This is a genomic window from Photorhabdus stackebrandtii (genome assembly GCF_011189495.1).
Lineage (GTDB): Bacteria > Pseudomonadota > Gammaproteobacteria > Enterobacterales > Enterobacteriaceae > Photorhabdus > Photorhabdus khanii.
In genome coordinates, this window is record NZ_PUJV01000001.1 from 1 (window position 1) to 24,238 (window position 24,238).

At 45.2% G+C, this 24,238-nt stretch carries 20 protein-coding genes and 3 tRNA genes; 16 read left to right on the forward strand and 7 right to left on the reverse strand.

What is annotated here, in order from left to right; translation table 11 throughout:
• Nucleotides 1–894: type VI secretion system tip protein TssI/VgrG (gene tssI, locus C5470_RS00005; protein ID WP_166285048.1), on the reverse strand; the 894-nt coding region annotated here is incomplete at its 3' end.
• A 515-nt stretch (nt 895–1,409) separates the two neighbouring features.
• On the opposite strand from tssI, the gene C5470_RS23345 reads away from it, so the two are divergent.
• Entirely contained in the window at nt 1,410–1,511 is a 102-nt protein-coding gene (locus C5470_RS23345; RefSeq protein WP_339366711.1) for a PAAR domain-containing protein, read from the forward strand.
• Nucleotides 1,512–1,665: 154 nt separating this feature from the next.
• Here C5470_RS23345 and mscM read toward each other — a convergent pair whose 3' ends face one another.
• The 3 genes from mscM to rsgA form a co-directional block, all read right to left on the reverse strand.
• The gene (gene mscM / locus C5470_RS00010; RefSeq protein ID WP_166285049.1) at nt 1,666–5,001 is read right to left on the reverse strand and encodes a miniconductance mechanosensitive channel MscM; all 3,336 of its coding nucleotides are present in this window, start codon (nt 4,999–5,001) and stop codon (nt 1,666–1,668) included.
• Nucleotides 5,002–5,027: 26 nt separating this feature from the next.
• Nucleotides 5,028–5,921 carry an archaetidylserine decarboxylase gene (gene asd / locus C5470_RS00015; protein WP_166285050.1) on the reverse strand — a complete coding sequence of 298 codons (894 nt, stop codon included), beginning with the start codon at nt 5,919–5,921 and terminating at the stop codon, nt 5,028–5,030.
• A 78-nt stretch (nt 5,922–5,999) separates the two neighbouring features.
• Nucleotides 6,000–7,055 carry a small ribosomal subunit biogenesis GTPase RsgA gene (gene rsgA, locus C5470_RS00020; protein ID WP_166285051.1) on the reverse strand — a complete coding sequence of 352 codons (1,056 nt, stop codon included), beginning with the start codon at nt 7,053–7,055 and terminating at the stop codon, nt 6,000–6,002.
• A 94-nt stretch (nt 7,056–7,149) separates the two neighbouring features.
• Between rsgA and orn the strand changes: the two genes are divergently transcribed.
• The 4 genes from orn (at nt 7,150) to C5470_RS00040 (ending at nt 8,256) form a co-directional block, all read left to right on the forward strand.
• On the forward strand, nt 7,150–7,698 hold the full coding sequence (orn, locus tag C5470_RS00025; RefSeq protein ID WP_036844125.1) for an oligoribonuclease: 549 nt from the start codon (nt 7,150–7,152) through the stop codon (nt 7,696–7,698).
• A 205-nt stretch (nt 7,699–7,903) separates the two neighbouring features.
• Nucleotides 7,904–7,979, forward strand: a tRNA-Gly gene (locus tag C5470_RS00030).
• A 55-nt stretch (nt 7,980–8,034) separates the two neighbouring features.
• Nucleotides 8,035–8,110 (forward strand) — tRNA-Gly (locus tag C5470_RS00035).
• Between the two features lie 70 nt (nt 8,111–8,180).
• Nucleotides 8,181–8,256: transfer RNA gene (locus C5470_RS00040), tRNA-Gly, on the forward strand.
• A gap of 223 nt (nt 8,257–8,479) precedes the next feature.
• Here the strand turns inward: C5470_RS00040 and C5470_RS00045 are convergent.
• Complete coding sequence (locus tag C5470_RS00045) at nt 8,480–9,475, reverse strand: DMT family transporter (RefSeq protein WP_166285052.1); 996 nt, start codon at nt 9,473–9,475, stop codon at nt 8,480–8,482.
• Nucleotides 9,476–9,865: 390 nt separating this feature from the next.
• On the opposite strand from C5470_RS00045, the gene C5470_RS00050 reads away from it, so the two are divergent.
• Complete coding sequence (locus C5470_RS00050; RefSeq protein ID WP_166285053.1) at nt 9,866–10,780, forward strand: LysR family transcriptional regulator; 915 nt, start codon at nt 9,866–9,868, stop codon at nt 10,778–10,780.
• A gap of 60 nt (nt 10,781–10,840) precedes the next feature.
• On the opposite strand, the gene C5470_RS00055 is transcribed toward C5470_RS00050, so the two are convergent.
• Together C5470_RS00055 and queG are read right to left on the reverse strand one after the other, a co-directional pair.
• Nucleotides 10,841–11,272 (reverse strand): flagellar protein FlhE, encoded by a 432-nt coding sequence (locus C5470_RS00055; RefSeq protein WP_166285054.1) that lies wholly within the window; start codon nt 11,270–11,272, stop codon nt 10,841–10,843.
• Nucleotides 11,273–12,093: 821 nt separating this feature from the next.
• The gene (gene queG, locus C5470_RS00060; protein WP_166285055.1) at nt 12,094–13,251 is read right to left on the reverse strand and encodes a tRNA epoxyqueuosine(34) reductase QueG; all 1,158 of its coding nucleotides are present in this window, start codon (nt 13,249–13,251) and stop codon (nt 12,094–12,096) included.
• A 171-nt stretch (nt 13,252–13,422) separates the two neighbouring features.
• Here queG and tsaE point away from each other — a divergent pair, with 171 nt between their 5' ends.
• From tsaE to nsrR, 10 genes are all read left to right on the forward strand, one after another.
• Nucleotides 13,423–13,887, forward strand: a complete 465-nt coding sequence (gene tsaE, locus C5470_RS00065) for a tRNA (adenosine(37)-N6)-threonylcarbamoyltransferase complex ATPase subunit type 1 TsaE (RefSeq protein ID WP_166285056.1) — start codon at nt 13,423–13,425, stop codon at nt 13,885–13,887.
• A complete protein-coding gene (gene amiB / locus C5470_RS00070) occupies nt 13,884–15,185 on the forward strand; it encodes an N-acetylmuramoyl-L-alanine amidase AmiB (protein ID WP_242687774.1) in 1,302 nt (433 codons plus the stop codon). The genes tsaE and amiB overlap by 4 nt, the downstream gene beginning before the upstream one ends.
• A 9-nt stretch (nt 15,186–15,194) precedes the next feature.
• Nucleotides 15,195–17,096, forward strand: coding sequence for a DNA mismatch repair endonuclease MutL (gene mutL, locus C5470_RS00075; RefSeq protein ID WP_166285058.1), 1,902 nt, complete (start codon nt 15,195–15,197; stop codon nt 17,094–17,096).
• A complete protein-coding gene (gene miaA, locus C5470_RS00080; RefSeq protein WP_036844118.1) occupies nt 17,089–18,030 on the forward strand; it encodes a tRNA (adenosine(37)-N6)-dimethylallyltransferase MiaA in 942 nt (313 codons plus the stop codon). Before mutL ends, miaA begins: the two co-directional genes overlap by 8 nt.
• Before the next feature lie 109 nt (nt 18,031–18,139).
• Nucleotides 18,140–18,448 carry an RNA chaperone Hfq gene (gene hfq / locus C5470_RS00085; protein WP_023044707.1) on the forward strand — a complete coding sequence of 103 codons (309 nt, stop codon included), beginning with the start codon at nt 18,140–18,142 and terminating at the stop codon, nt 18,446–18,448.
• Between the two features lie 97 nt (nt 18,449–18,545).
• Complete coding sequence (gene hflX, locus C5470_RS00090) at nt 18,546–19,826, forward strand: ribosome rescue GTPase HflX (protein ID WP_166285059.1); 1,281 nt, start codon at nt 18,546–18,548, stop codon at nt 19,824–19,826.
• Between the two features lie 105 nt (nt 19,827–19,931).
• Nucleotides 19,932–21,158, forward strand: coding sequence for an FtsH protease activity modulator HflK (hflK, locus tag C5470_RS00095; RefSeq protein WP_036844115.1), 1,227 nt, complete (start codon nt 19,932–19,934; stop codon nt 21,156–21,158).
• A 2-nt stretch (nt 21,159–21,160) separates the two neighbouring features.
• Nucleotides 21,161–22,171 carry a protease modulator HflC gene (gene hflC / locus C5470_RS00100; protein WP_036844114.1) on the forward strand — a complete coding sequence of 337 codons (1,011 nt, stop codon included), beginning with the start codon at nt 21,161–21,163 and terminating at the stop codon, nt 22,169–22,171.
• A gap of 148 nt (nt 22,172–22,319) precedes the next feature.
• The gene (locus C5470_RS00105; RefSeq protein ID WP_166285060.1) at nt 22,320–23,618 is read left to right on the forward strand and encodes an adenylosuccinate synthase; all 1,299 of its coding nucleotides are present in this window, start codon (nt 22,320–22,322) and stop codon (nt 23,616–23,618) included.
• A 189-nt stretch (nt 23,619–23,807) separates the two neighbouring features.
• A complete protein-coding gene (gene nsrR, locus C5470_RS00110; RefSeq protein ID WP_166285061.1) occupies nt 23,808–24,233 on the forward strand; it encodes a nitric oxide-sensing transcriptional repressor NsrR in 426 nt (141 codons plus the stop codon).
• The last annotated feature ends 5 nt before the right edge of the window (nt 24,234–24,238 follow it).

The following is a 24,238-nucleotide window of genomic DNA, read 5'->3' on the forward strand; positions in this document are numbered from 1 at the left end:
GTGGGTTAACGTGAAGATCCTGCCCGGCATTAATCGAATACAGTTACTGTCCGCTTGCCCGGATTTGCTGTCGGCACGTAAAGCTTCCAGCCGGTATTGGGTAAATGGAATGCCCTCTTTGTCTTTCAGAAAACGCCCGTAACTTTCGAAAATGTGAAATGGTGTGCTGTTCTCTGCCTCAAAATCCGTTGCGTTATGCTGCAAGGCATAATTGGGGTTGTGGTAATTCCGGTCTTTTTGAGAGAGGGATTCAGGGCGCATGTGGGAGCCAAAAGACCATTTGGAGATAACATTTTCTTCTATTGCGCTGGTGACATCCGGGTTGTAGATCAGCGTATCCGGTGCTCTCATGTTTAAATGGCTATCGCTTACATGGAGTCCATCATCGGCGAACCAGAAGAAAATCCCTTCTTCCGCCGCAAGGCGGGTAAAGAAATCGTAGGAGGATTCCCTTTTCATGGTGGTATATTCCCGCACTGAATGAGGGTCATTAAAACGCATATTGGCCCTGAGTTTTTTCTGTTTCAGCAGGCTGTATAAAATCTCGGGAACGCTGAGTTGGTGATAGATGCGGCTGTCCTGATCAAGGGTCAGCAGCCACATTTCGGGTCTGACGGTCAGGTGATACAGGGTTTGATACCGGTTTGTGGTCCCAATAACCGCACTTTCAACCAACCCTTTCACTTCACGTTGTGGGCTCTCGTCACGGGTGACGGTGAACTGTGCGGTCTGGAGTAGGAGGGTATCCGTATCAATATCGGAACGCGGTGCCGCCAAGGTCAGAGACAGGGTAAATAACGATGAAAGTGCTTCATCTAACGTAAAATTGACGACCGTAAAAGTCATGGGTGCCAGGTTGCCGATAGTGCAGGAAAAGCGGAGTCCGGTTTTCATGATTTTTCCTCAATGATGTTACATGAGCTTCTGGTGCCCGGGCATATTGTAAAATCTCCAGCATTCACCGGTGCCGTTATTGATGACGGTTAATCGGTGAAAGCTTGTTTCGACCAGGCAGAGGGCGAAGGCGGTATGTAATGTTTTAGCGAAGACATACATTTCGCCTTCATGTTCATATTTACACTTGTCTCTTTTGTATCCAAATATTAATGTTAATTTATATTTCAGTCTAATAAATATCAAGCTTGATATTTTAAAGATGTGTAAATTTCGTTTTAAAACAGTGAATGACGTAAATTTTATAGGTGTTCAGGTAACATGATTATTTTAGTTATTTCAAATAGTTTGGTTTCGGTTGGTTTGTTTTAATCAAGTTGTAACGCCACGATAGGCAAATGTCATAAGCTGAAATTAATATTTAACTAATAGTTAAGTGGGTAAAAGATGTTGCGTTCCATTATTTTGGTTGGAGATTCGACTTCGCATGGTGGCAAGGTGATGGCGGTTTTGATGTGTTAGGGAAGAAAGCGGCTCGGGTTGGGGATGCGGTATCCTGTCCCAAATGTGGTGGTAATCAAACCATCGTGGAAGGGACGCTGGGTATACAGTTCTAATGGGCAAATGTATGCACTGGAGGGGATGAAAAACTCTTGTGGGGCGACATTGATTGCTTCGCAAAGTCTATTTCAGGCATAGGATGGCGGTAACTGCCTGAAATAGAGTGGGTTGATTTAAGCGCGGATGCTCAGTTCTTCATTATCTGTCTTTTTATAAACTGCCGGGTTGGCGTGGTGGATTTCGGCCTGACATATTGGTCGTCGCACTGCGGATATTCTGACCAATTATATCAATGCTAGCCTGAAAGGGTGGGAATGGCAGAGTAATACCATGCTTGTGAAATTCTTGCAGAATAAGCTGGTGGACTTCATGACGGACGGGCATTCGGTGCCCCATTTCCGCGGCATAAATACGTAATTCAAATATCTGAATGCCATGCTGGAGATCAACCAGATACACTTCAGGTGCCGGGTTATCCAGGATCAGAGCGCTGCATTTGGCCGCATTTAACAGGATTTGGGTGATTTCTTCGCTGTTATTTTCTGCCGGAGCAGGAATTGTCAGTACGACACGGGTGATGGTGTCAGACAATGACCAGTTGATAAATTGCTCAGTGATAAAGGCTTTGTTAGGAACAATAATCTCTTTCCGGTCCCAATCTGAGAGCGTCGTTGCCCGTGTATTGATCTTAGTGATGCTGCCGGTCAGATTGCGGATGGTGACGGTATCACCAATGCGGATGGGTTTTTCAAACAGGATCATCAGGCCAGAAACGATGTTGGCGAAGATTTCTTGTAAGCCAAAACCAAGCCCAACACCCAGTGCTGCAACAAGCCATTGCAGTTTTGACCATTCAAGGCCAATCAGCGAGAAACCTACTAAGCCACCGATCAGCGTAATGGTGTATTTGGTTAGTGTGGTAATAGCAAAGCCAGTACCTGGGGTTAGTTCCAAATGTTGCAATAAGGCCAGCTCAAGCAGTGCAGGCAGGTTACGTACCAGTTGCGTCGTGATAATAATCACCAGTATGGCAATTAATACCGAGCCCATTGTGATGGGTTGAACTGTTTCTACATTGTTTATCGTTGTGGTGACATCCCACAGGCGGATATTTTCCAGGAATGAGAAAGCTGAATGGAGTTCTGACCAGAGCAAAATCAGTGAAACCAGTGCCAGCATAGTCAGAATTGAGCGTATCAATCCCAAGGATTGAGCACTGATTGCATCCAGGTCAATAATAGGTTCGTCAACCTCAATGGAGCCTTCGATGCTGCTTGAACCCGTTGAATCATCTTCTCCTTTGGCGCGTTGAGCCAGAATTTCCGCCCGTCGCTGTTTTGCCCGTTCAAAGGCAATCCTGCGCCGCTGAATCAGCATCCAGCGCCGGATAATGTGGTAAATAACCAGCAGGAAGAACCAGATAGCAACGGAGGTCTCCAAACGTCCCAGTAATGCCTGTGATGTACTGAAATAGCCCAGTATGGAAGCCAGAGCAGCAATTATTGGCGCAGAGAGTAAAATCCACCAGAGAGCAGTATTGATAACGTTTTCACCGGAGCCATTTTTATCCAGATAGAGTGGGACTCTTGCCCGTTTCAGGCTGCTGGTAATCAAGCTTAAGGAGACACACAATATCAGGAAACAGAGCCTGCCAAGTGTGGAGGCAAATTCTCGATCACTGTAATGTTCGAAAGTGATTAATGCCATCACCAATGGCACGATGGCAAAGATAGAGAGTTGGTAAAATCGCAATGCGCGTTTGACTCGCTCTTCCGGCCAACGAAAATGGGCGATGAATAGCCCATTTGGATGCGCAAACGTCGCACTCAGCATAAAGATCCACAATACGGGAGTCGTCGCACTGACACCATAACCAATGGCGATCGCCATTGGATACTGCCAGGCGCTTTGCAGTCCATAGCCGATCGCAGACCAGAGCATTGGCAAAGGTAACGCAACAATAACCGACCAGAATACGGTACGCAAAGTAAGCGAGAAGTGATCATATGTTACTTTGCCGATGCGGTTACTCGCGCGCTCAAGAAATGCGTGATAGTGGCGGAGAGAACCGACGCTGAATATGACAAGAAATAGCGCCCCAAGCAGATATAGCAGCGTATCCTGAGTGGTCAGCATGACTATCAGGGCCCCACTCAACTGAGAGAACGTATCCAGTGATAATAAGCGGGTTAGATCCTGTACAACATTAATAGGGTAATTGAGAGAAACAGGATTAACATCTGCGACCCAGAATAGATAACGGTGGGTGGCTTCTTTTACTTCTGTCAGTGCATCGTTTAGCTGGTTGGTAGCGACTTTCAGTTTGGTTAGTTCAAGAATTTCACTGTCATAACCAGATAATAATGAATTGAGTAATTCTTTACGGGTACGAATCAGCGAATCGTAAATCCGCTCTTGTTCGGCCGTCAGTGCAACGTTGTTTGCCTGCGTTGGTTTTGTTTCTTTCTGTAATTGTTCCAGCATATCTTCGTATTTCAGCCGATCGACCCTGAATTTGACAATATTCCGGTCGAGTTGCTGAGGCTTAGACATGTCGGGTAAACGGGCAAGTTGAGTTCGAAGTGCTTCTCCAAGCGTCGTGGAGCCTCCAAGCCATTGGGCCTGTTCACGAATTGTGCTCAATGCTTGCCGGACTTGAATAATATCACTGGCGGCCTGGCGTTGCTTTGAGCCGATAGTATTCATTCGTTGCGCTTGCTGATTTAGCTCCTGAGATAAATGACGGTTCAGTTGCAATTCATCAAGCAGAAATTTTGGTAGCTGACCACTCTGTTCTGCCAGCATTTCTGTATGTTCCAGCGCTAATTCTGCTTTTTGCTGGCGTTGCGCGTTAAGTTGGCTGCGGAGTTGTTGCAGCTCAAGATCAAGTCGCTGATAACGCTTTTTGAACAGATCAACTCGCATACGGGAAATTTCCTGCCGGTTATTGGCAGAAAGTTGAGCTAGTTCCAGTTCATTCACTGTAGCCTTGTGAGCATTTACTTCGGCTTGAGTCAAAGCAAATAGGGCTTCTCCTAACGGGGTGGAGGGTGTTTCTAATGATTGAAGACGAGAGGATGCTTCAGTCAGGAGACGTCGTGCTTCTGACTGTTGTTGGGGTAATAATCCAAGGGAGTCGCTGATTTCCCGTCCTTTGTCCTGTTCTTGCTGTAATTGTCCACCCTGGTCCAGTAACCGACTGCTGATCTGAATGATCTGCTGCTCAAGATTTGCGATTGGCTGGTTAGCAGGAATTTGGCGGGGAGTATCACTTTCAGCAAGTAACTTTTGGCGAAGCTCTCTGATTATTTTTGGGAAATCATCAATGGTAGCCTGATATTTCTGTGTTCTGTCGTTAGCAGATTTAGTATCAGCAATCCAATTGAGCGCCCCTTGGAGCGCCTGAGTAACTTCTGCATCCTGCGGATTTTTACTGGATTCAATTTGTTTCAGTTCTTGTTTGAGCTGGTTTTCATCAAGTTGAGTAGCAGCAAAAACCGGACTAATAATGAGCAGGCTAAGCAATAAGCTGATAATCAGGCGCACGATAGAGGGCTCTCCTTGGAAGGGGATTAGCTTATGTTATCAGTAGGTTCTTCAGGTATTATCGCCTGGGCTAATAGTTCACCCATGCGGGTTGATGAACCACTGCTTAAGTGCCCGGCTAACTGCACCTGATTTGCTGCGAATAGGTTAATAACGGTAGAGCCCAGTTTGAAGCGCCCCATTTCTTCACCTTTCTTAAAAGAGACAGCGCCAGTTGTACCGGCTTCAGGGTAAGTCCAGCGTTTGATAATACCTTCCCGTGGTGGCGTAACCGTTCCACACCAGGCCATCTCAATACTGCCGACGATAGTTGCACCAACCAGAATCTGGATCATTGGCCCAAATTGAGTATCAAACAGGCAGATGACTCTTTCATTACGAGCAAATAGGTTTGGTACGTTGGCAGCAGTCAATGGATTGACAGAGAACAGATCACCTGGGACATAGATCATCTCTTTCAGCAATCCATCGCAGGGCATGTGTACACGGTGATAATCTTTTGGTGATAAGTAAGTCGTTACAAACTGCCCATCACGGAATATCTCCGCCAATTGATGATTGCCGGCTAGCAGAGCTTCAAGGGTATAGTGGTGCCCTTTGGCCTGAAGAATTTGGTCTGTCCGGATATTACCTAACTGACTGATAATACCATCAGCAGGCAGCGCTAATTGATGTTCTTCGCTGACAACCGGGCGAACATCTTCTTTTAATGGACGGATAAAGAATTCATTGAATGTCGTATAGGCGGAAAACTCAGGTGCTTTCGCTTCATTCATATCCACTTTATAAACACGGGCAAACGCCTTAATTGCCAGTTGAGTCAGCCAGCCAGCCTTTTTATTTGCAAACCAGCCTGCCAGATTCGTAATTCCTTGTTTAGGCAATAAATAATGCAACCTGATTTTAATGTTATCCAGCACGTCAACCTCTTGGATGTTATTTTATCGGCAAATTAGACAAAAGGGAGCTATTGTACCCGTCCTTTTCTTTAATGTCAGTTAGCTATCGTTATCTGTAAACGTCTTGCGTGGTTTAATTTGGTCCATACTGTCGAGAATACGGTGATAGTTCTCAAAACGTTCTTCAGTTATTTCGCTATCTTTTACTGCTTTCCGTAACGCACATTCTGGATCATCCCGATGTTTACAATCACGGAATTTACAACGGCCCAGATAATCGTGGAATTCGACGAAACCCTGAGTTATCTGTTCTGGTGTTAAATGCCATAGGCCAAATTCCCGTACACCTGGGGAATCAATCACATCACCGCCATGTGGAAAGTGATAAAGGCGGGATGCCGTGGTGGTGTGTTGACCTAAACCGGAAGCTTCTGAAACCTGATTGACCAGAATTTCTTTTTCATCTTCTGGCAGGAGCGTGTTCAGTAAACTTGATTTACCCACTCCGGACTGACCGGCGAAGATACTGATTCTGCCTGCGAGCGTTTTTAGTAATTCTTCCATACCTTCGCCAGTATGGCTTGATAACTTTAATACTCTGTAACCAATATTATGGTATGTGGACATGACTTCATTGACCCATTCACGGCTTTCTTTATCCAATAGGTCAATTTTATTCAGCACAATCAATGGCTCAATGCCCAGTGTTTCACAGGCAACAAGGTAGCGATCGATAATATTGAGTGAAAGTTCAGGGAGAATGGCTGACACAATAACTATTTGGTCAATGTTGGCGGCGATAGGTTTAATGCCATCATAGTAGTCAGGACGTGTCAGTACAGAAGTCCGCTCGTGAACCGCTTCAACAATGCCATTGACTTTAACATCCGTTTGCGTTTGCAGCGAAGGACGCCATACCACCCGATCACCTGTGACTAATGAACGGATCGTTCTGCGAATATTACAACGTTGTATAGAACCGTCTGCTGCTTCTACATCTGCATGTTGGCCGAAACGGCTGATAACCAGCCCTTCCTGAGGTTCACCTAACTGGCTGTCATCCATTTCAGGTTTATTATCCTGTTTTTTCAGTCTGCGCTGATGATTTGCCTGTACCCGCCGTTGCTGGCCTTTGGATAATTTATTCTTAGCCACCGAACCTCACTTGTTCCATATTGATCGCTGCTATTTGTTAAAAGCGCTATGATACACCATTAATAAGAACTATCTCTCCAACCTAGGATATAACATGTCAAAAAGTGAGCACAATCTTATCTGGATAGATCTGGAAATGACGGGTTTAGATCCAGAGCGGGATCGCATTATTGAAATTGCGACAATTGTCACCGATGCAAATTTGAATATTCTGGCTGAAGGGCCAGTCATTGCGATTTATCAGTCTGATGAGCAACTTGCTCTGATGGATGAATGGAATGTGCGTACCCATACTGGCAGTGGGTTGGTTGAACGTGTTAAAGCAAGCAAAATTGATGATCGTGCGGCAGAGAAGGCGACGATTGAGTTTCTGGAACAATGGGTTCCTGCGGGTGCTTCACCTATTTGTGGTAATAGTGTTGCTCAGGATCGGCGTTTTTTGTTCCGTTATATGCCGGAGCTGGAAGCCTATTTTCACTATCGTTATCTGGATGTCAGTACATTGAAAGAATTAGCCCGTCGCTGGAAACCGGAAATCCTGACTGGATTAAAAAAACAGAATACTCATCAGGCATTGGATGATATCCGCGAATCAGTGGCTGAATTAGCTTATTATCGGGAACATTTTATTCAATCGGAATAAGAAAGTTTTATTTTGTCCTCTGTTGGCTATGATAACGCAAGCTCAGTGTGACGGTTATTAACCTGCATTGGTGTTTATTAAATCACCACTTGACCGAAAAGTTTGTTTTTTTGCGCTGAGGGGCTTGCGAGCGCAACGATTTCTCGTATAATGCGCTCCCCGTACCGATGAAGAATTTTATCAGGTATGGCATACTGAAAGATATGCGGGAATAGCTCAGTTGGTAGAGCACGACCTTGCCAAGGTCGGGGTCGCGAGTTCGAGTCTCGTTTCCCGCTCCAAATTTTGATTTGTAATCAGTATGTTTTTTCAGGCTATGATTAGCCAATCAGTGACGCGGGAATAGCTCAGTTGGTAGAGCACAACCTTGCCAAGGTTGGGGTCGCGAGTTCGAGTCTCGTTTCCCGCTCCAAATTTGGACTTGAAATCAATATATTGTTTCGGAATATATTGTTTCAGGTTGTCACTAGCCAGTCAGTAATGCGGGAATAGCTCAGTTGGTAGAGCACGACCTTGCCAAGGTCGGGGTCGCGAGTTCGAGTCTCGTTTCCCGCTCCAATCCTTACTTTCATGCCGATAATTCAGAAGTTTTCTTTTTTCCTTTATCAACCCTATTTTAACGCAACAGAACCCGTTGCATGATGTCGTAAACATCGTCTGGGTTATTGATAAACTTTTTATCTTTACTTGTGAATTTAACAAAATTGCGGAATTCTCCCCTTCTCTGCGAGATCGACGCTTTGGTACAGAACAAAAGCGTCGACAGGGTGAAATTTCTGAGCTATTTCCTGTAATTTTTTGTTTTCACTATATTCTTGATTCCAGATTTAGGTTTTTGTGGAATAAGTTCTGTACGGATTGATGTCTTATTGCAGATCAGGATACCTCCAACTACGAGGGCACCCCCGACGAACATGGGAAATGTTAATCTCTCGTTTAACAGTGCTGCGCCAAGCAATACCGCAGTTAAAGGATTAAGCGCAATGAATACGCCAGAGCGAGTGGAACCAATTCTTTGGATTCCGTCGTAATACCAGATGTAAGCCACTGCTGATCCCACAGCGCCGAGATAAAGTAAGCTGACGAGGTCAGTCATGGATAATGCATTTATTGCAGATAAACTTATTTGTCCTGTGAAAATGGCCGTTGCTGCCAGCATGATAGCGCCTGCCAGGATGGAATATGTGACGGTGTGTAGAGGGCCAATTTCATGCACAATGTTCTTGCAGAAGACGCTATAAGCAACCCAGCTTAAAACACAGCCGAAGATTAGCGCATCACCCAACCAGTTACCCTCTTTTCCAACAGTCAATTGCGGTGTTTTGCTAAAAATTACGATCATGGCGCCAAGCAGGCAAAAAATAATCCCCAGTATTTTCAATGGTGATAGCCTCTCTTTATAAAAGAAATATGAAAAAATCGCCATGACTGCTGGATTCAATGCCACGATAAGTGATGCTATGGATGCGGTCGTGTGGTGTAGCCCATAAAAGAAGAAAAGGTTGTAGGTATATATCCCGCAGAAGCCAAGCCCAATGATTTTCAATAGCTGATGTAGATTAATCTTGACGAACATCTTTCCTGACAGAATGAGGAAGATTGTCAGCGTTATGCTTGCAAGAATGAATCTGAGACTTGCTGACAGTAAGGGCGGTGTTTCAACAGAAATGTATCGGCCTGCAACAAATGTCCCGCCCCAGATGATGGCTACAAGAGACAGCTTGATGTAGGTTGAATGGTTATTGATCGGCTGTATTGATGTGTGGTTGTTTTTCATCAGTTAGCCTCCAGGAAACTTCGTCCTTCAGGACGGTGAGGAAAGGAGGCGGTTTTCCCGCTAACGATGAATTTCTGCATTTTCACATTTTCCTATGTCGTGTGTGACCCTATGAAACGCGTATATAAAGCGCTAAATATCAAAGCTGTCTGGCTGATAGTGTTAGCCCGTGGAGAGATAAGAATGTTCCGTTGATTTCCGGCCATATGGAAGATGAGCCGTCTGAAGCCCATTGATAACTTATAAAATCCCCCTTTTTTATTAATGTTTTTTTATTTATGGTTTGGAACTCTGGTGGCATGCCTTATCTATTGTTTTATCCCTGCATTGCATATATTTATATTAAATGCATGATCATGCGGAAATGAGTGATGACTCATGGGGGAGATAATGACTTTAACTCAGCTCGAAATTTTTGCCGTTGTTGCTGAACGGAAAGGTTTTACCTTAGCTGCGGCTCAGCTCAAGATCTCTCAGTCGGGGGTTTCTCATGCCATCAGGGCTCTTGAACGGGAGCTTGGTGTGGATCTGCTTCATCGGTATCAGGGAGCTGTCGAACTGACGGATATCGGGGAAAGCCTGCTTCGGCGAGTCCAGGCTATTCTTGGTCTGGCTGAAACCATGCGGCAAGAAGCATCTGATGCCCGGGGAATGAAGAGAGGAACGCTGCGGATTGGATCGTTTGGTCCAACCTCATCCCTGAGGCTGCTGCCAACGGTATTGGCCGATTATCGCAGGCTCTATCCTGGCATTGAGGTCCATGTCGATGAGGGGTCCGACAAGCAGGTCGTGCAATGGCTTATGAATAGGCGAGTGGATGTGGGATTCGTGACTCTGCCGGAAGACCAACTCGACACTTATCCGATTCTTGAAGACCAGATGGTGGCTTTGTTACCGGCAGATCATCCTTTGGCATCGCAGGATACGGTGACGTTGAAGGATCTGTGTGTCGGTCCATTTGTGTTGACAGAAGCAGGGTCGGCTGAACTGATTTCCAGGCTTTTCTTGTCGGCAAAGTTGCAGCCAAATATTCGTTATCGAACGTCTCAATTGTTAAGCACTTTGGCTACGGTTGTTCGTGGGGATGCGGTGACGATTGTAGCCGAGTCATCTCTACCGCTGACTGGCGAAGCTTACTATATCAAGAAGGCTCTGAACCCAGAAGTGAAACGGCACGTTGGGTTAGCTGTGTTTGATGAACGTCAATCGTCACCGGCCACTAAAGCATTTATCACATTGACTGCTAAAAAATTTCGAATGGCGAGTTCGACAGCTGCTCTATTGGTGGACTCAGTTGCCGGATAGCACCACGTTATTTAATTTCTCATTAATGATCTGAAGCCTGATGGCTTCAGATCGGGTTGCTCAATATTGATAGTCGACTATGATCGTATTGTAGTGATACGGATAAACAGGGTAAGTACCACCGCTCAGAATTCCACTAATTCTAAAGGAACCTTTGGCATCCTGGCCGCTAAAGGTATTTGTGGAACCATTGAGGCTGCCGGAGACATCCAGGCATTGCGATGGGTTGGAGGAATATCTTGGGGTGTAACAAACGTTGAAAGTCTGAGTTGTTGCACCATTGGCATATAAGCCGATATTCCAGGATACTGTTGTGATAGTTGCCCTTGTCGGTACTGAAGTCGGTGTGTTAAAGAAGTTTGAGTTGGTGAAGCCTCCAGCGTAAACGTTTGGAGCACGAATTGTTTGTGACCAACTGTTGGTAGCGGCAAAAGACATTTGAGCTGCGGTTAACGCGAGAAAACCTACTGCAATTTTGGTGAATCTTTTCATTTTTTGATCCTCATTGCTAGTTAGTTGTCTTACTGTTATCTGCATGCAACAGCTGCGCGAAGTCCGATATGATCGGTGCACATGAAAATTGCTTGCTTATTGATTCCTACTGTTTGTCCAGATCTTCCTTGAACAAATAAAAAGAGTCTCATTGTAATAGCCAGTAGATCAAGTGAAAGCCTTAGCTGAATGTTTAAATTGTGCGCCGACTCTATAGCGAATGTATGATGTTTGTCCGTTAAGAGTTATTGCTTGGTTATAGGCTATCTGTCTTTCTTTGGCACAGGACAATTAGGAAGGAGAAAGGCATGACCCTTTAGCCCCGAAAGTTTTTTCAACTTCTGCTTGCCAAACTTTTGAGGGTGGTACATAATGCACTCCTTTCAATGATGATGAATTTAAAAATCTCTGTTGAATCAATGAGTTAAGTGGGATTTAGAAGATTTGCTTCCCTATCCAAGTTTCTTCCTCAATGATAATACTCGCTTGTTTTGATTCGATTTTTGGGCTATATGGTTCGGTGCTGGTTTCTATTTTTTATCCACAGAATAGAAAGTGATTTCTTGGTAAATAAGTACAACACCTTGAAATTACCACACAGACTTATCCACAGGCTGTTTCTTTCGGATTTTCCTGATCTTATATTTTATGAAATCAATATTTCTTCTATAAGTTATTGATAGTTTTTCGGAATAGTCCTTTGTTAAGAAATATCACACTGATCACTTGCGCTTTTTTTGAGCATTGATCAGCAAGGGATTTTTATTTTATTCACAGGAAAATTATCTGAATTTTTTATACACTGCCAGGATGGCTAATAATTAAGCATCTCTGGGTAAGCCTTTGGTTATCGCTCGGATAAGCCGTTTTTGTTGCGAAGTTTGTACATTGACAGTATTGGTTTCTCTGCGAGTCATTTGTTGGTCAATAGCCCAATAAATATGCTCATCAAGCATTGTGTTTAATCCTAGTTTCTGTTGCAGAGACAGAATGATGTTGTCTTGATATGGTGCATTTCCCAAGGCAACCGCAATATTGCGTAACCAGCGTAAATGTCCAATACGGCGGATTGCAGAACCTTCTGTTATTCTTAGGAATTTTTCTTCACTCCAATTGAATAAATCCAATAATTCCGGCGTATGTAATGTTGCTCGGGGGCTGAAATCATTTTCATCTGTTAGTTGGGAAAAGCGGTTCCACGGACAAATAAGTTGGCAGTCATCACAACCATAAATTCGGTTTCCCATCAGTGGACGAAACTCTTTAGGAATAACACCTTCCAATTCAATCGTGAGGTAAGAAATGCAACGGCGGGCATCAATGGTATAAGGGGCGATAATTGCACCTGTTGGGCAGGTTGTCATACAGGCTACACAGCGGCCACATTGCTCTTGTTGTGGTGTGTCTACAGGTAGGGGAAGATTTATCAGTAGCTCACCAAGAAAGAACCATGAGCCGGCTTCTCTATTAAGGATAAGTGAGTGTTTGCCAACCCAGCCTAATCCAGCTTTAGCGGCTAGTGGTCGCTCCATTATTGGTGCTGAATCAACAAAAGGCCGGAAATTAAGAATTTCCTGATATTCAAAATCATGGCAATAGTTTTGAATTTGTTCACCCAGTTTTTTCAGACGTTGGCGCAGCAGTTTGTGATAATCTCTTCCTAGAGCATAACGGCTTATATAGCCGAGTTTAGAATCATTTAGCGTGCTGGCAAAAGAGGCTTTGGCAGGGAGATAATTCATTCTTACACTGATGACTCTCAATGTTCCTGGCAGTAGTTCATCCGGGCGTGTACGCATCATGCCGTGGCGCTTCATCCATGCCATCTCTCCATGATGCTGCTTATCCAGCCATTCTTGAAATTTTGGTTCTTCTACTGATAAATCAGTATCGCAGATGCCAACTTGCTGGAAACCCAGAGAGAGGCCCCATTGTTTGATGTTTGTGGTCAGACGATTGAGATCGAGAGGAGTTGCCATGGCGGAAATTAGTTTATGCTGCAAGGAGCCGCAGTATAGCATAATCTGTTGCAGGCCAAAAATAGTGAGTTTGGCAACGAAACTGAGCAGAAGATGTTAAATGTTGATAATAGAATTGTGTTAGGGTTATCGTTTTAGCTGACGAATTAATAAAACAGCAGATATTATTCGATGAAAGAACTTGTTTTATCACTTCAAGATGAAGATGCAACGGTTTCTCTTGGGAGCGCGGTTGCGATTGCCTGTAATCGTGGCAGTGTAATTTATTTATATGGTGATTTAGGCGCGGGTAAGACGACATTCAGCCGTGGTTTTTTACAGTCCCTGGGCCATCAAGGGCATGTAAAAAGCCCAACTTACACTTTGGTTGAACCTTATGCTTTAACACCGAGGCCGGTTTATCATTTTGATCTTTACCGGTTGGCTGACCCGGAAGAGTTGGAATTTATGGGAATACGTGATTATTTCCATCAAGATGCTATTTGCCTGGTGGAATGGCCTCAGCAAGGAGAAGGCGTATTACCGGATGCAGATATTAAATTATATTTGAGTTATCAGTCCGAAGGGCGGCAGGCACATTTTATTGCTTTGTCTGAATATGGTGAGAGCCTGTTAGATAATTTGAAATATTTATGAGGGATCACCCGACTATGATGCACCCTTTAGTTGCAATAATGATAAAGAAATGGCAAATCAGTTTTATGATAATTTGCTGGCTGTTTATCATGATGAGCAGTTTAGTGGTGGTAACCGCGACAGCGGCGACTTTATCCAATATTCACGTCAGTAACAGTGTCAATGAATCCAAAGTGACGATGGTTTTTTCAGATGGCCGCCCTGATTACAGTTTTTTCCCATTGCATTCACCGGAACGTTTAGTGGTAGATATTCACCAGTCAGCCAATATTATTGGCTTGCCAATGAATCTGCCAGGACTGGATTTGGTGAGGAAAATTCGCGCCAGTCAGGCACCTGATACACAAAAAAAACGTATTGTGTTTGAACTAAATAATAAAGTTAAAGTCAACTCTATAGTGAAGCAGTCGGGTCGTGAATATCGGGTTATTTTTACCTTGCGGGCTTCCGGTACATCTGTCAGTAATCCTGTTTTCAGAGAAAGCTCACAAGTGGTAGCCAGTAAATCAGTCATTATTGATAATAAACAGCCGGCGACAAAAAAGGCGACTCCACAAATTACTTCCAAGGGGAGTCAGCAGGTTGTTGTTGCGATTGATGCAGGACATGGTGGACAAGACCCTGGCGCGATCGGGCAACATGGACTGAAAGAGAAGAATGTCACTATTAGTGTCGCGCGCAAATTGGAAGCGCTATTGCGCAATGATCCTATGTTCAAACCCGTTTTGACCCGTAACGGAGATTATTTTATTTCTGTTGCTGGTCGTTCTGAGGTTGCGCGTAAACATAGCGCAAATATGCTGGTTTCTATTCATGCTGACGCTGCGCCTAATCGCAGTGCGCGTGGTGCTTCTGTCTGGGTACTGTCAAACAAGCGTGCAAACAGTGAATTGGGTAATTGGCTTGAGCAGCATGAGAAGCAGTCTGAATTACTGGGCGGTGCAGGAAATGCATTGGCAAATGGTGCAGATCCTTATCTAAGCCAGGCGGTACTGGATTTACAATTCGGTCACTCTCAACGGGTGGGTTATAATGTTGCAGTACAGGTTTTGAATGAGTTGCGCAAAGTTGGCTCATTACATAAACGTTCGCCAGAACATGCCAGTTTGGGTGTGCTACGTTCACCGGATATCCCTTCAATTTTGGTAGAAACTGGATTTATCAGTAACTCAGCTGAAGAAGCATTGCTTGGTTCCAGTGATTTTCAGGATAAGCTGGCAAGCGCTATCCATCGTGGATTGCGCAACTATTTTCTGGCGCATCCATTACAGGCTGCACCTAAAACAGCCAGGAAGTAAGGGTTAAATATGGCGATCAAGATTTTACCTCCTCAATTGGCAAACCAAATCGCTGCTGGCGAAGTGGTAGAACGTCCTGCATCAGTAGTAAAGGAGTTGATGGAGAATAGTCTTGATGCTGGAGCCAGCCGCATTGATATTGAAATTGAACGCGGTGGAGTAAAACTTATCCGTGTCCGTGATAATGGTTGTGGAATCAATCATCAGGATCTTGCTTTGGCACTGGCTCGTCATGCTACCAGTAAGATTGCCACACTGGATGATCTGGAAGCGATTATCAGTATGGGGTTCCGTGGAGAGGCGCTGGCCAGTATCAGCTCAGTTTCGCGTCTGACATTGACTTCCCGTACGAAAGAGCAGAATGAAGCCTGGCAAGCATATGCAGAAGGACGGGATATGGAGGTCACAGTGAAGCCGGCTGCCCATCCGGTAGGCAGTACGGTTGAAGTGTTAGATCTGTTTTATAACACACCCGCGCGGCGTAAATTTCTGCGAACAGAAAAAACGGAATTTGGTCATATTGATGAAGTTGTCAGGCGTATTGCGCTGGCGCGTCTGGATGTATCAATCAATTTGCATCATAACGGCAAGTTAGTTCGCCAGTACCGGCCGGCAAAAGAGGAATCACAGTATGAACGACGTTTGGCTTCCATTTGTGGTACCGCTTTTATGCAGCAGGCACTTGCTCTTTCCTGGCAGCATGGCGATTTATCCATCAAGGGATGGGTTGCGGATCCGATGAACGCGACGGCGAGTGGAGACATTCAATATTGCTATGTTAATGGACGTATGATGCGTGATCGCTTAATTAATCATGCTATCCGTCAGGCTTATCAAGATTTGATTAAGGGAGAACAGCAGCCGGCTTTTGTTTTGTATCTGGAAGTTGATCCGCATCAGGTGGATGTTAATGTACATCCAGCAAAGCATGAAGTTCGTTTCCATCAGGCTCGTCTGGTACACGATTTTATCTATCAGGGGGTCACTGCCGTATTAAAACAGCGCGGAAGCGGTGTTGAGCTGGATATAGCATGTTGTGAGCCTGCGCCGGTCTGGGAGCCGGAAAACCGCCCATCAGCAGGAGAAAATCATTTTTCCCGGCAAAATAATGCCGCATCTGCGGCAACGTCATCACCAAAAGAGGTTTTGTCAGGCAAAAGTAGCACAGGTTTTTCCCGCAGTGGTGAAAACCGTCAGTATCACGGGGACAATTATCAAAAACCTCAGGGTGAGTTGTATCAGAAGCTGATGCAATCTGTGCCGGAACCCGAAGAGAAAAGAGAGCTTTTCCCGGCAAGAATCGCTCCTGTTGTGGCAGCAAAAGTGACATCTGTTCCTGTTCAGGTTAAAAATAACAGTCATAGTTTTGGTAAAGTGTTGAGCATATATCTGCCATGCTACGCTCTGATTGAATCTCCGTTAGGTATTGGATTGTTATCTTTGCCAGTCGCTGAACGCTGGTTAAAACAAGTACAATTAACACCAACGGAGCAAGGACTGAAACCACAACCTCTTTTGATCCCGCTGAAACTTGTTCTCAGTAAGGAAGAAGCTAGTGCTTTAAATCGTTATAGTGACTTATTAGGCTCTTTTGGTATAGAAGCGTCTGTATCTCATGGAAAAGCAACACTACGTGCTGTATCGTTACCATTGCGCCAGCAAAATTTGCCCAAATTAATTCCTGAATTGTTAAACTATTTGGCGCAGCAGCCATCAGCATCGGCAGAACAGATTGTAACTTGGCTTGCTCGTCATATTGGCAGTGAGCATGAAACGTGGAATGTTGCTCAGGCAATACAGTTATTGGCTGATGTTGAGCGGCTTTGCCCACAACTGGTAAAATCTCCACCAGATGGGCTATTACAATTAATTGATTTACAAGCAGTGGTGGCATTCCTTACTCATGAGTGATCAGAAAACTCAACATCTGCCAGCGGCAATCTTTGTTATGGGGCCGACGGCCTCAGGCAAAACCGCCTTATCTATCGCTTTGCGCCAGCATCTTCCTGTGGAACTGATAAGCGTTGATTCTGCGTTGATTTATCGTGGAATGAATATTGGTACAGCTAAACCAACAACAGAAGAGCAAGCGTTGGCGCCTCATCGTTTGATCGATATTCTTGACCCTTCTCAGCCTTATTCTGCGGCTGACTTCCGTCAGGATGCGTTGAAGGAAATGGCGGAAATTACCGCTTCTGGGCGTATTCCTCTGTTGGTTGGCGGAACTATGCTCTATTTCAAGGCATTACTTGAAGGTTTATCCCCTTTGCCTTCTGCTGATCCGGTTATTCGGGCGCAAATAGAGCAGCAGGCAGCAGAGCAAGGATGGAATGCATTGCATCAGCAGCTACAGAAGGTTGACCCTGTGGCAGCGTTAAGAATTCATCCCAATGATCCACAGAGGCTTTCCCGGGCACTGGAAGTTTTTCTTATTTCAGGTAAAACTCTCACTGAACTGACGAGATTGTCAGGGGAAGTACTTCCTTACCGTGTCCATCAATTTGCTATTGCGCCGGCAAAGCGTGAGCTCCTTCATCAACGTATTGAAGCGCGTTTTCATCAAATGCTTGAATCAGGATTTGAAGAAGAAGTTAAAGCCCTTTATGCTCGTCATGATTTGCATGTGGATTTACCTTCTATTCGTTGTGTTGGTTATCGCCAGATGTGGTCCTATCTTTCCGGTGAGATTAACTACGATGAAATGGTTTATCGCGGTATTTGTGCAACACGCCAATTGGCAAAGCGTCAGGTAACTTGGCTCAGAGGTTGGGAGTCGGTTCATTGGTTGGATAGTTTTCAACCTGAACAGGCTTTAAGCACAGTTATGCAGGTTGTTAGTGCATAGGTTTATTGATTGTGTACAATTGATGAGTACCAAAGCGCAATTTTTGAGTAGTTCATTTTTCGAACCTCCAGGTTCTTAGTTAAAAACAACAAAATAAGGAAAATATAGAATGGCTAAGGGGCAATCTTTGCAAGATCCGTTCCTGAACGCATTACGGCGTGAAAGGGTCCCGGTTTCTATTTATTTGGTCAACGGCATCAAATTGCAGGGGCAGATTGAATCTTTTGACCAGTTTGTCATTTTACTGAAAAATACAGTTAGCCAGATGGTTTATAAACACGCTATCTCGACTGTTGTACCTTCCCGCCCAGTTTCTCATCACAGTAGCAATACGGGTGTAGGGGCAAGTGTAGGTAATTACCACTCTGGTGGAGCTTCCGCTCCGGCAGCACAACAGGAAAGTGATGGCGCTGAATAAGCTTGAGAACGGTAACAAAATGAAGAAAAACATAGGTAGGGAGACTTTACCTATGTTTTTTCCTATAGTTTTTTACTCAGCCTGAGAGGTCTCACCTTTGTTTGAGCGTTATGAAGGCGGTGAACGAGCCGTTGTGGTGCACATTTTCTTCTCGCAGGATAAAGACACAGACAATCTCAGTGAGTTTGAATCACTGGTAACTTCTGCTGGTGTGGTTCCTGTTCAAATTGTCACAGGGAGCAGAAAAGTACCTAATCCGAAATATTTTGTCGGAGAAGGTAAGGCTGAAGAGATTGCTGAGGCTGTACAGGCTAGTGGTGCTGATGTTGTGCTGTTTAATCATACTCTTAGCCCTGCGCAAGAGCGTAACCTTGAACGGCTCTGTCAGTGTCGGGTGATCGATCGCACTGGTGTGATTCTGGATATTTTTGCTCAGCGAGCGCGGACCCACGAAGGGAAGTTGCAGGTGGAGTTGGCACAGTTACGCCATCTTTCTACCCGTCTTGTCCGGGGATGGACTCACCTTGAACGTCAAAAAGGTGGGATTGGTCTAAGGGGGCCGGGGGAAACTCAGCTTGAAACAGACCGGCGTTTACTGCGGGATAGGATCCGCCAGATTCTGGGTCGCCTTAATCGGGTTGAGAAGCAGCGTGAACAGGGGCGTCAGGCGCGGAATAAGGCGGATATACCGACGATTTCTTTGGTGGGATATACCAATGCCGGGAAATCGAGCTTATTCAACCGCATGACATCCGCTGAGGTTTACGCGGCTGATCAGTTGTTCGCAACGCTGGATCCAACGTTGCGGCGGATTGAAGTTGATGATGTTGGCACGGCGGTGCTGGCTGATACTGTTGGTTTTATCCGTCATTTGCCTCATGATCTGGTTGCGGCATTTAAAGCGACATTGCAGGAAACCCGGCAGGCAACACTATTGCTGCATATCGTCGATGCTGCGGATAGCCGCATTGACGAAAATATTGCCGCAGTTGACAGTGTACTGGAAGAAATTGAAGCTCATGAAATTCCGGTACTGCTGGTGATGAATAAGATTGATATGCTGGGAGATTTCACACCGCGTATTGATCGCAACGAAGATAACTTACCGGTCAAAGTTTGGTTGTCGGCGCAAACCGGTGAAGGTATCCCGTTGTTGTTACAAGCGTTAACGGAGCGTCTTTCGGGTGAAATCGCACACTACGAATTGCGCTTGCCGCCAGAGGTGGGTCGTTTACGCAGCCGCTTCTATCAACTTAAGGCAATCGAGAGAGAGTGGATAGAAGAGGACGGCAAAGTTGGTATTGAAGTGAGAATGCCGATTGTTGACTGGCGCCGTCTGTGCAAACAAGAACAGGATTTGTTTGATTATATTGTCTGATGTGTTTGTCAGATGAATATCTGAAAACTTGTGTGATTGAGAGCTGGTTTGTTTACAAGCGGCTCTTGGCCTGAAAAACCAATCATAAAAGAATGGAGCTAAAACATGGCGTGGAATCAGCCCGGGAACAACGGACAAGACCGTGACCCGTGGGGGAGCAGCAATAATAATGGCGGCAACTCCGGCGGGAACAAAGGTAGTCGAAACCGTGGGGCATCTGATCTCGACGATCTGTTCCGTAAGCTGAGCAGTAAACTCGGTGGTTTCGGTGGGAATAAGGGGGGTAATGGCTCTGATCAGGGGGCAAAATTTGGCGGGCGTATTATTAGCCTTGCTGTTGTCGCGGTCGTCGTGATCTGGGCCGCCAGTGGTTTCTATACGATTAAAGAAACAGAACGTGGTGTTGTTACCCGTTTGGGTAAATTGAGCCATATCGTGCAGCCAGGTCTGAACTGGAAACCAACGTTCATTGATGAAGTGGTTCCGGTCAACGTGGAATCTGTTCGTGAACTGGCGGCATCCGGTGTGATGCTGACTTCCGATGAAAACGTTGTTCGCGTGGAAATGAACGTTCAGTACCGTGTGACTAATCCAGCCGCTTATCTCTATAGCGTAACAAGCCCTGATAACAGCCTGCGTCAGGCAACCGACAGCGCGGTTCGCGGTGTTATCGGTAAATACACTATGGATAAAATCTTGACAGAAGGCCGTACTATTGTACGTAGCGATACCCAGAAGGTACTGGAAGAAACGATTCGTCCATATAAAATGGGTATTACTTTGCTGGATGTTAACTTCCAGACTGCCCGTCCACCGGAAGAAGTAAAAGCGTCATTTGACGATGCGATTGCTGCCCGGGAAAATGAACAGCAGTACATTCGTGAGGCGGAAGCTTACGCTAATGAAGTTCAACCGCGTGCAAATGGTCAGGCTCAACGATTAATCGAAGATGCTAAGGCTTATAAAGCGCGTGTGGTATTGGAAGCGCAGGGTGAAGTGGCGAGTTTTGCTAAGATGCTGCCTGAATATAAAGCAGCACCGGAAATTACCCGTGAGCGTCTGTATATTGAAACTATGGAAAAAGTACTGAGTAATACCCGCAAAATTATTGCTAATGAGAACAGTAATAACCTGATGGTCTTGCCATTAGAGCAAATGTTCCGTAGCGATGCAGCCAGTGGTAAAACGGCCGTGGAAAGTCAGCTTGGTAATACAACTGTTTCCAGCCCGCGAGTTACTCGTCCGACAGCATCCTCAAGTTCAAACCGGACAGTAGATTACAACCGTACAGATAATCTGCGTAACGATACTGTCAGAGTAGGGAGACAATAATCATGCGTAAGTCATTCATCGTTATTATTGTCGCTGTACTGGTGGCTTTGTATACCTCAGTGTTTGTTGTGCATGAAGGACAGCGCGGTATTGTTCTGCGTTTCAGTAAGGTTGCCCGTGACGCGGAAAATAAACCGATCGTTTATGCACCCGGTTTGCACTTTAAAGTGCCATTCATTGAAACAGTGAAAACACTTGATGCCCGCATCCAGACTATGGATATTCAGGCGGACCGTTTCCTGACCAGTGAAAACAAAGACCTGATTGTTGATTCTTACCTGAAATGGCGCATTATTGACTTCAGCCGTTACTATCTGGCTACCGGTAATGGTGATATTTCTCAGGCTGAGGTTCTGCTGAAGCGTAAATTCAGTGACCGTTTGCGTTCTGAGATTGGTCGTCTGGATGTTCGCGGTATTGTGACTGATTCCCGTGGTAAACTGACAACCGATGTTCGTGATGCCCTGAACAAAGGGACGACTGACGGCGAAGCTGTGGCTACCAGTGAAGCAGACGATGCGATTGCATCAGCGGCGGCTCGTGTAGAGAAAGAAACTGCGGGTAAACAACCGGCTATTAACCCAAACAGTATGGCTGCTCTGGGTATTGAGGTTGTTGATGTGCGTATCAAACAGATTAACCTGCCACTGGAAGTTTCAGAAGCTATCTTCCAGCGTATGCGTGCAGAGCGTGAAGCGGTAGCCCGTCGTCACCGCTCTCAAGGTCAGGAAGAGGCAGAAAAATTGCGTGCAACAGCAGATAAGCAAGTCACTGAAACATTGGCAAAAGCGGAGCGTGAAGCCCGTACTTTGCGTGGTTCCGGTGATGCAGAAGCTGCTAAACTGTTTGCTGATGCATTCAGCAAAGATCCTGACTTCTATGCCTTTATCCGTAGTTTACGTGCTTACGAGAAGAGCTTCAGTGAAGATGGGAAAGATGTTCTGGTACTAAGTCCGGATACTGATTTCTTCCGTTATATGAAAGCACCTGAAAAACGTGCAGTTCAACATTGATAGATGTTTGAATATCTAAGTAAGGCCCGCATCAGGCGGGCCTTGTCGTGTCTGGTGGTCAACAAAAATAACAGATGTGATAAAAATTACTGAAAGGTGTGGAATGAGATGTTAGAATCCATTTTTAAGCAACCGAGTGAATTTTGAAATGGGTAAGAACGTTGTCGTATTGGGCACCCAATGGGGTGACGAGGGCAAGGGCAAGATCGTCGACTTGCTGACTGAACGAGCTAAGTATGTTGTTCGTTATCAAGGGGGCCATAATGCTGGTCATACACTGGTTATCAACGGTGAAAAAACCGTTCTCCACTTAATCCCGTCGGGGATCCTGCGTGAAAATGTTATCAGCATCATCGCAAACGGAGTCGTATTAGCACCGGACGCGCTGATGAAAGAGATGAACGCATTAGAGTCCCGAGGTGTTCCTGTCCGCGAGCGTTTGCTCATTTCAGAAGCCTGTCCGCTTATTCTTCCGTATCATGTTGCTTTAGATAATGCTCGCGAAAAAGCACGTGGCGCAAAGGCAATTGGTACAACCGGCCGTGGTATTGGCCCTGCGTATGAAGACAAAGTTGCACGTCGTGGCCTGCGTGTTGGTGATTTGTTTGATAAAGAAGTCTTTGCGGCCAAGTTGAAAGAAATTATCGAATATCATAACTTCCAACTGGTTAACTATTACCAAGAGCCGGCGGTTGATTACCAGAAAACTCTGGACGAAATCATGGCGGTTGCCGATATTCTGACGGGTATGGTTGTTGACGTTTCTGACTTGTTGTATAAAGCAACGCAGAAAGGTGAGCTGGTCATGTTCGAAGGCGCACAAGGCACGCTGTTAGACATCGACCACGGTACCTATCCATACGTGACCTCTTCCAACACCACGGCAGGTGGCGTTGCAACAGGTTCCGGTTTAGGTCCACGCTATGTTGATTATGTTTTGGGGATTATCAAGGCTTATTCCACCCGTGTAGGTGCTGGCCCATTCCCAACTGAGTTGTTTGATGAAACTGGCAATTACCTGCGTGAAAAAGGCCAGGAGTTTGGCGCGACTACCGGGCGTAGCCGTCGTACTGGCTGGCTGGATATCATTGCTATTCGTCGCGCAGTACAAATCAATTCACTGTCTGGTTTCTGTATGACCAAACTGGATGTACTGGATGGTTTGAAAGAAGTCAAAATTTGTGTTGGTTACCGTATGCCTGATGATCGCGTGGTTGAAACAACACCTTTGGCTGCGGATGACTGGGAAGGGATTGAACCTGTTTATGAGACGATGCCTGGCTGGGACGAAAGTACTTTTGGTGTGCAAGAGCACAACAAATTGCCTCAGGCGGCACTGAATTATATCAAACGTGTAGAAGAGTTGACCGGTGTTCCGGTTGATATTATTTCTACAGGCCCGGATCGTTCAGAAACTATAATTCTGCGTGATCCGTTTGATGCTTGATTGTGTCACATGATCAGGTAAAGCCGGGCTTGTCAGCCCGGTTTTTTGCTATTTATTATGGTCTTTTTTGCGTAACTACCAGATGATTAACATGATTTCGGCCAATTCAAGGTATATGTTGAACAAATACTTATTTTTTTAATTTGTTCTCGGATATATTAACTTATATCTCATTATCCAGAGGTTGATGTGCAGTTAACGAGTTTTACAGATTATGGCTTGCGCGCGCTAACTTATATGGCTGCTTTACCGCAAAATCGGATGACCAGTATTTCTGAAGTCACTCGTGTTTATGGTGTTTCCCGTAACCACATGGTAAAAATTATTAACCAGTTGAGCCATTTAGGTTTAGTGGATGCTGTTCGTGGTAAAAATGGCGGCATTCGTCTGGGTAAGCCAGCAAAAGATATTAGAATTGGTGATGTCGTTCGTGCTCTCGAACCATTATCATTGGTTAACTGTAGTCAGGAATCTTGCCGTATTACCTCTGCATGTCGCCTGAAAATAGTATTAAATCAGGCAATAGAAACATTTTTGAACGAACTGGATAAATATACTTTAGCTGATATGGTTGAAGATAATATCCCCCTTTATAAGCTGCTTCTGACCGAATGAAGAAA

Bases quoted from the DNA above. Each gene is read 5' to 3' on its own strand.
- orn (WP_036844125.1), top strand. From the start codon at position 7,150: ATGTCAAAAAGTGAGCACAATCTTATCTGGATAGATCTGGAAATGACG.
- C5470_RS00045 (WP_166285052.1), bottom strand. From the start codon at position 9,475: ATGAAAAACAACCACACATCAATACAGCCGATCAATAACCATTCAACC.
- C5470_RS00050 (WP_166285053.1), top strand. From the start codon at position 9,866: ATGACTTTAACTCAGCTCGAAATTTTTGCCGTTGTTGCTGAACGGAAA.
- C5470_RS00055 (WP_166285054.1), bottom strand. From the start codon at position 11,272: ATGAAAAGATTCACCAAAATTGCAGTAGGTTTTCTCGCGTTAACCGCA.
- queG (WP_166285055.1), bottom strand. From the start codon at position 13,251: ATGGCAACTCCTCTCGATCTCAATCGTCTGACCACAAACATCAAACAA.
- tsaE (WP_166285056.1), top strand. From the start codon at position 13,423: ATGAAAGAACTTGTTTTATCACTTCAAGATGAAGATGCAACGGTTTCT.
- amiB (WP_242687774.1), top strand. From the start codon at position 13,884: ATGAGGGATCACCCGACTATGATGCACCCTTTAGTTGCAATAATGATA.
- mutL (WP_166285058.1), top strand. From the start codon at position 15,195: ATGGCGATCAAGATTTTACCTCCTCAATTGGCAAACCAAATCGCTGCT.
- miaA (WP_036844118.1), top strand. From the start codon at position 17,089: ATGAGTGATCAGAAAACTCAACATCTGCCAGCGGCAATCTTTGTTATG.
- hfq (WP_023044707.1), top strand. From the start codon at position 18,140: ATGGCTAAGGGGCAATCTTTGCAAGATCCGTTCCTGAACGCATTACGG.
- hflK (WP_036844115.1), top strand. From the start codon at position 19,932: ATGGCGTGGAATCAGCCCGGGAACAACGGACAAGACCGTGACCCGTGG.
- hflC (WP_036844114.1), top strand. From the start codon at position 21,161: ATGCGTAAGTCATTCATCGTTATTATTGTCGCTGTACTGGTGGCTTTG.
- C5470_RS00105 (WP_166285060.1), top strand. From the start codon at position 22,320: ATGGGTAAGAACGTTGTCGTATTGGGCACCCAATGGGGTGACGAGGGC.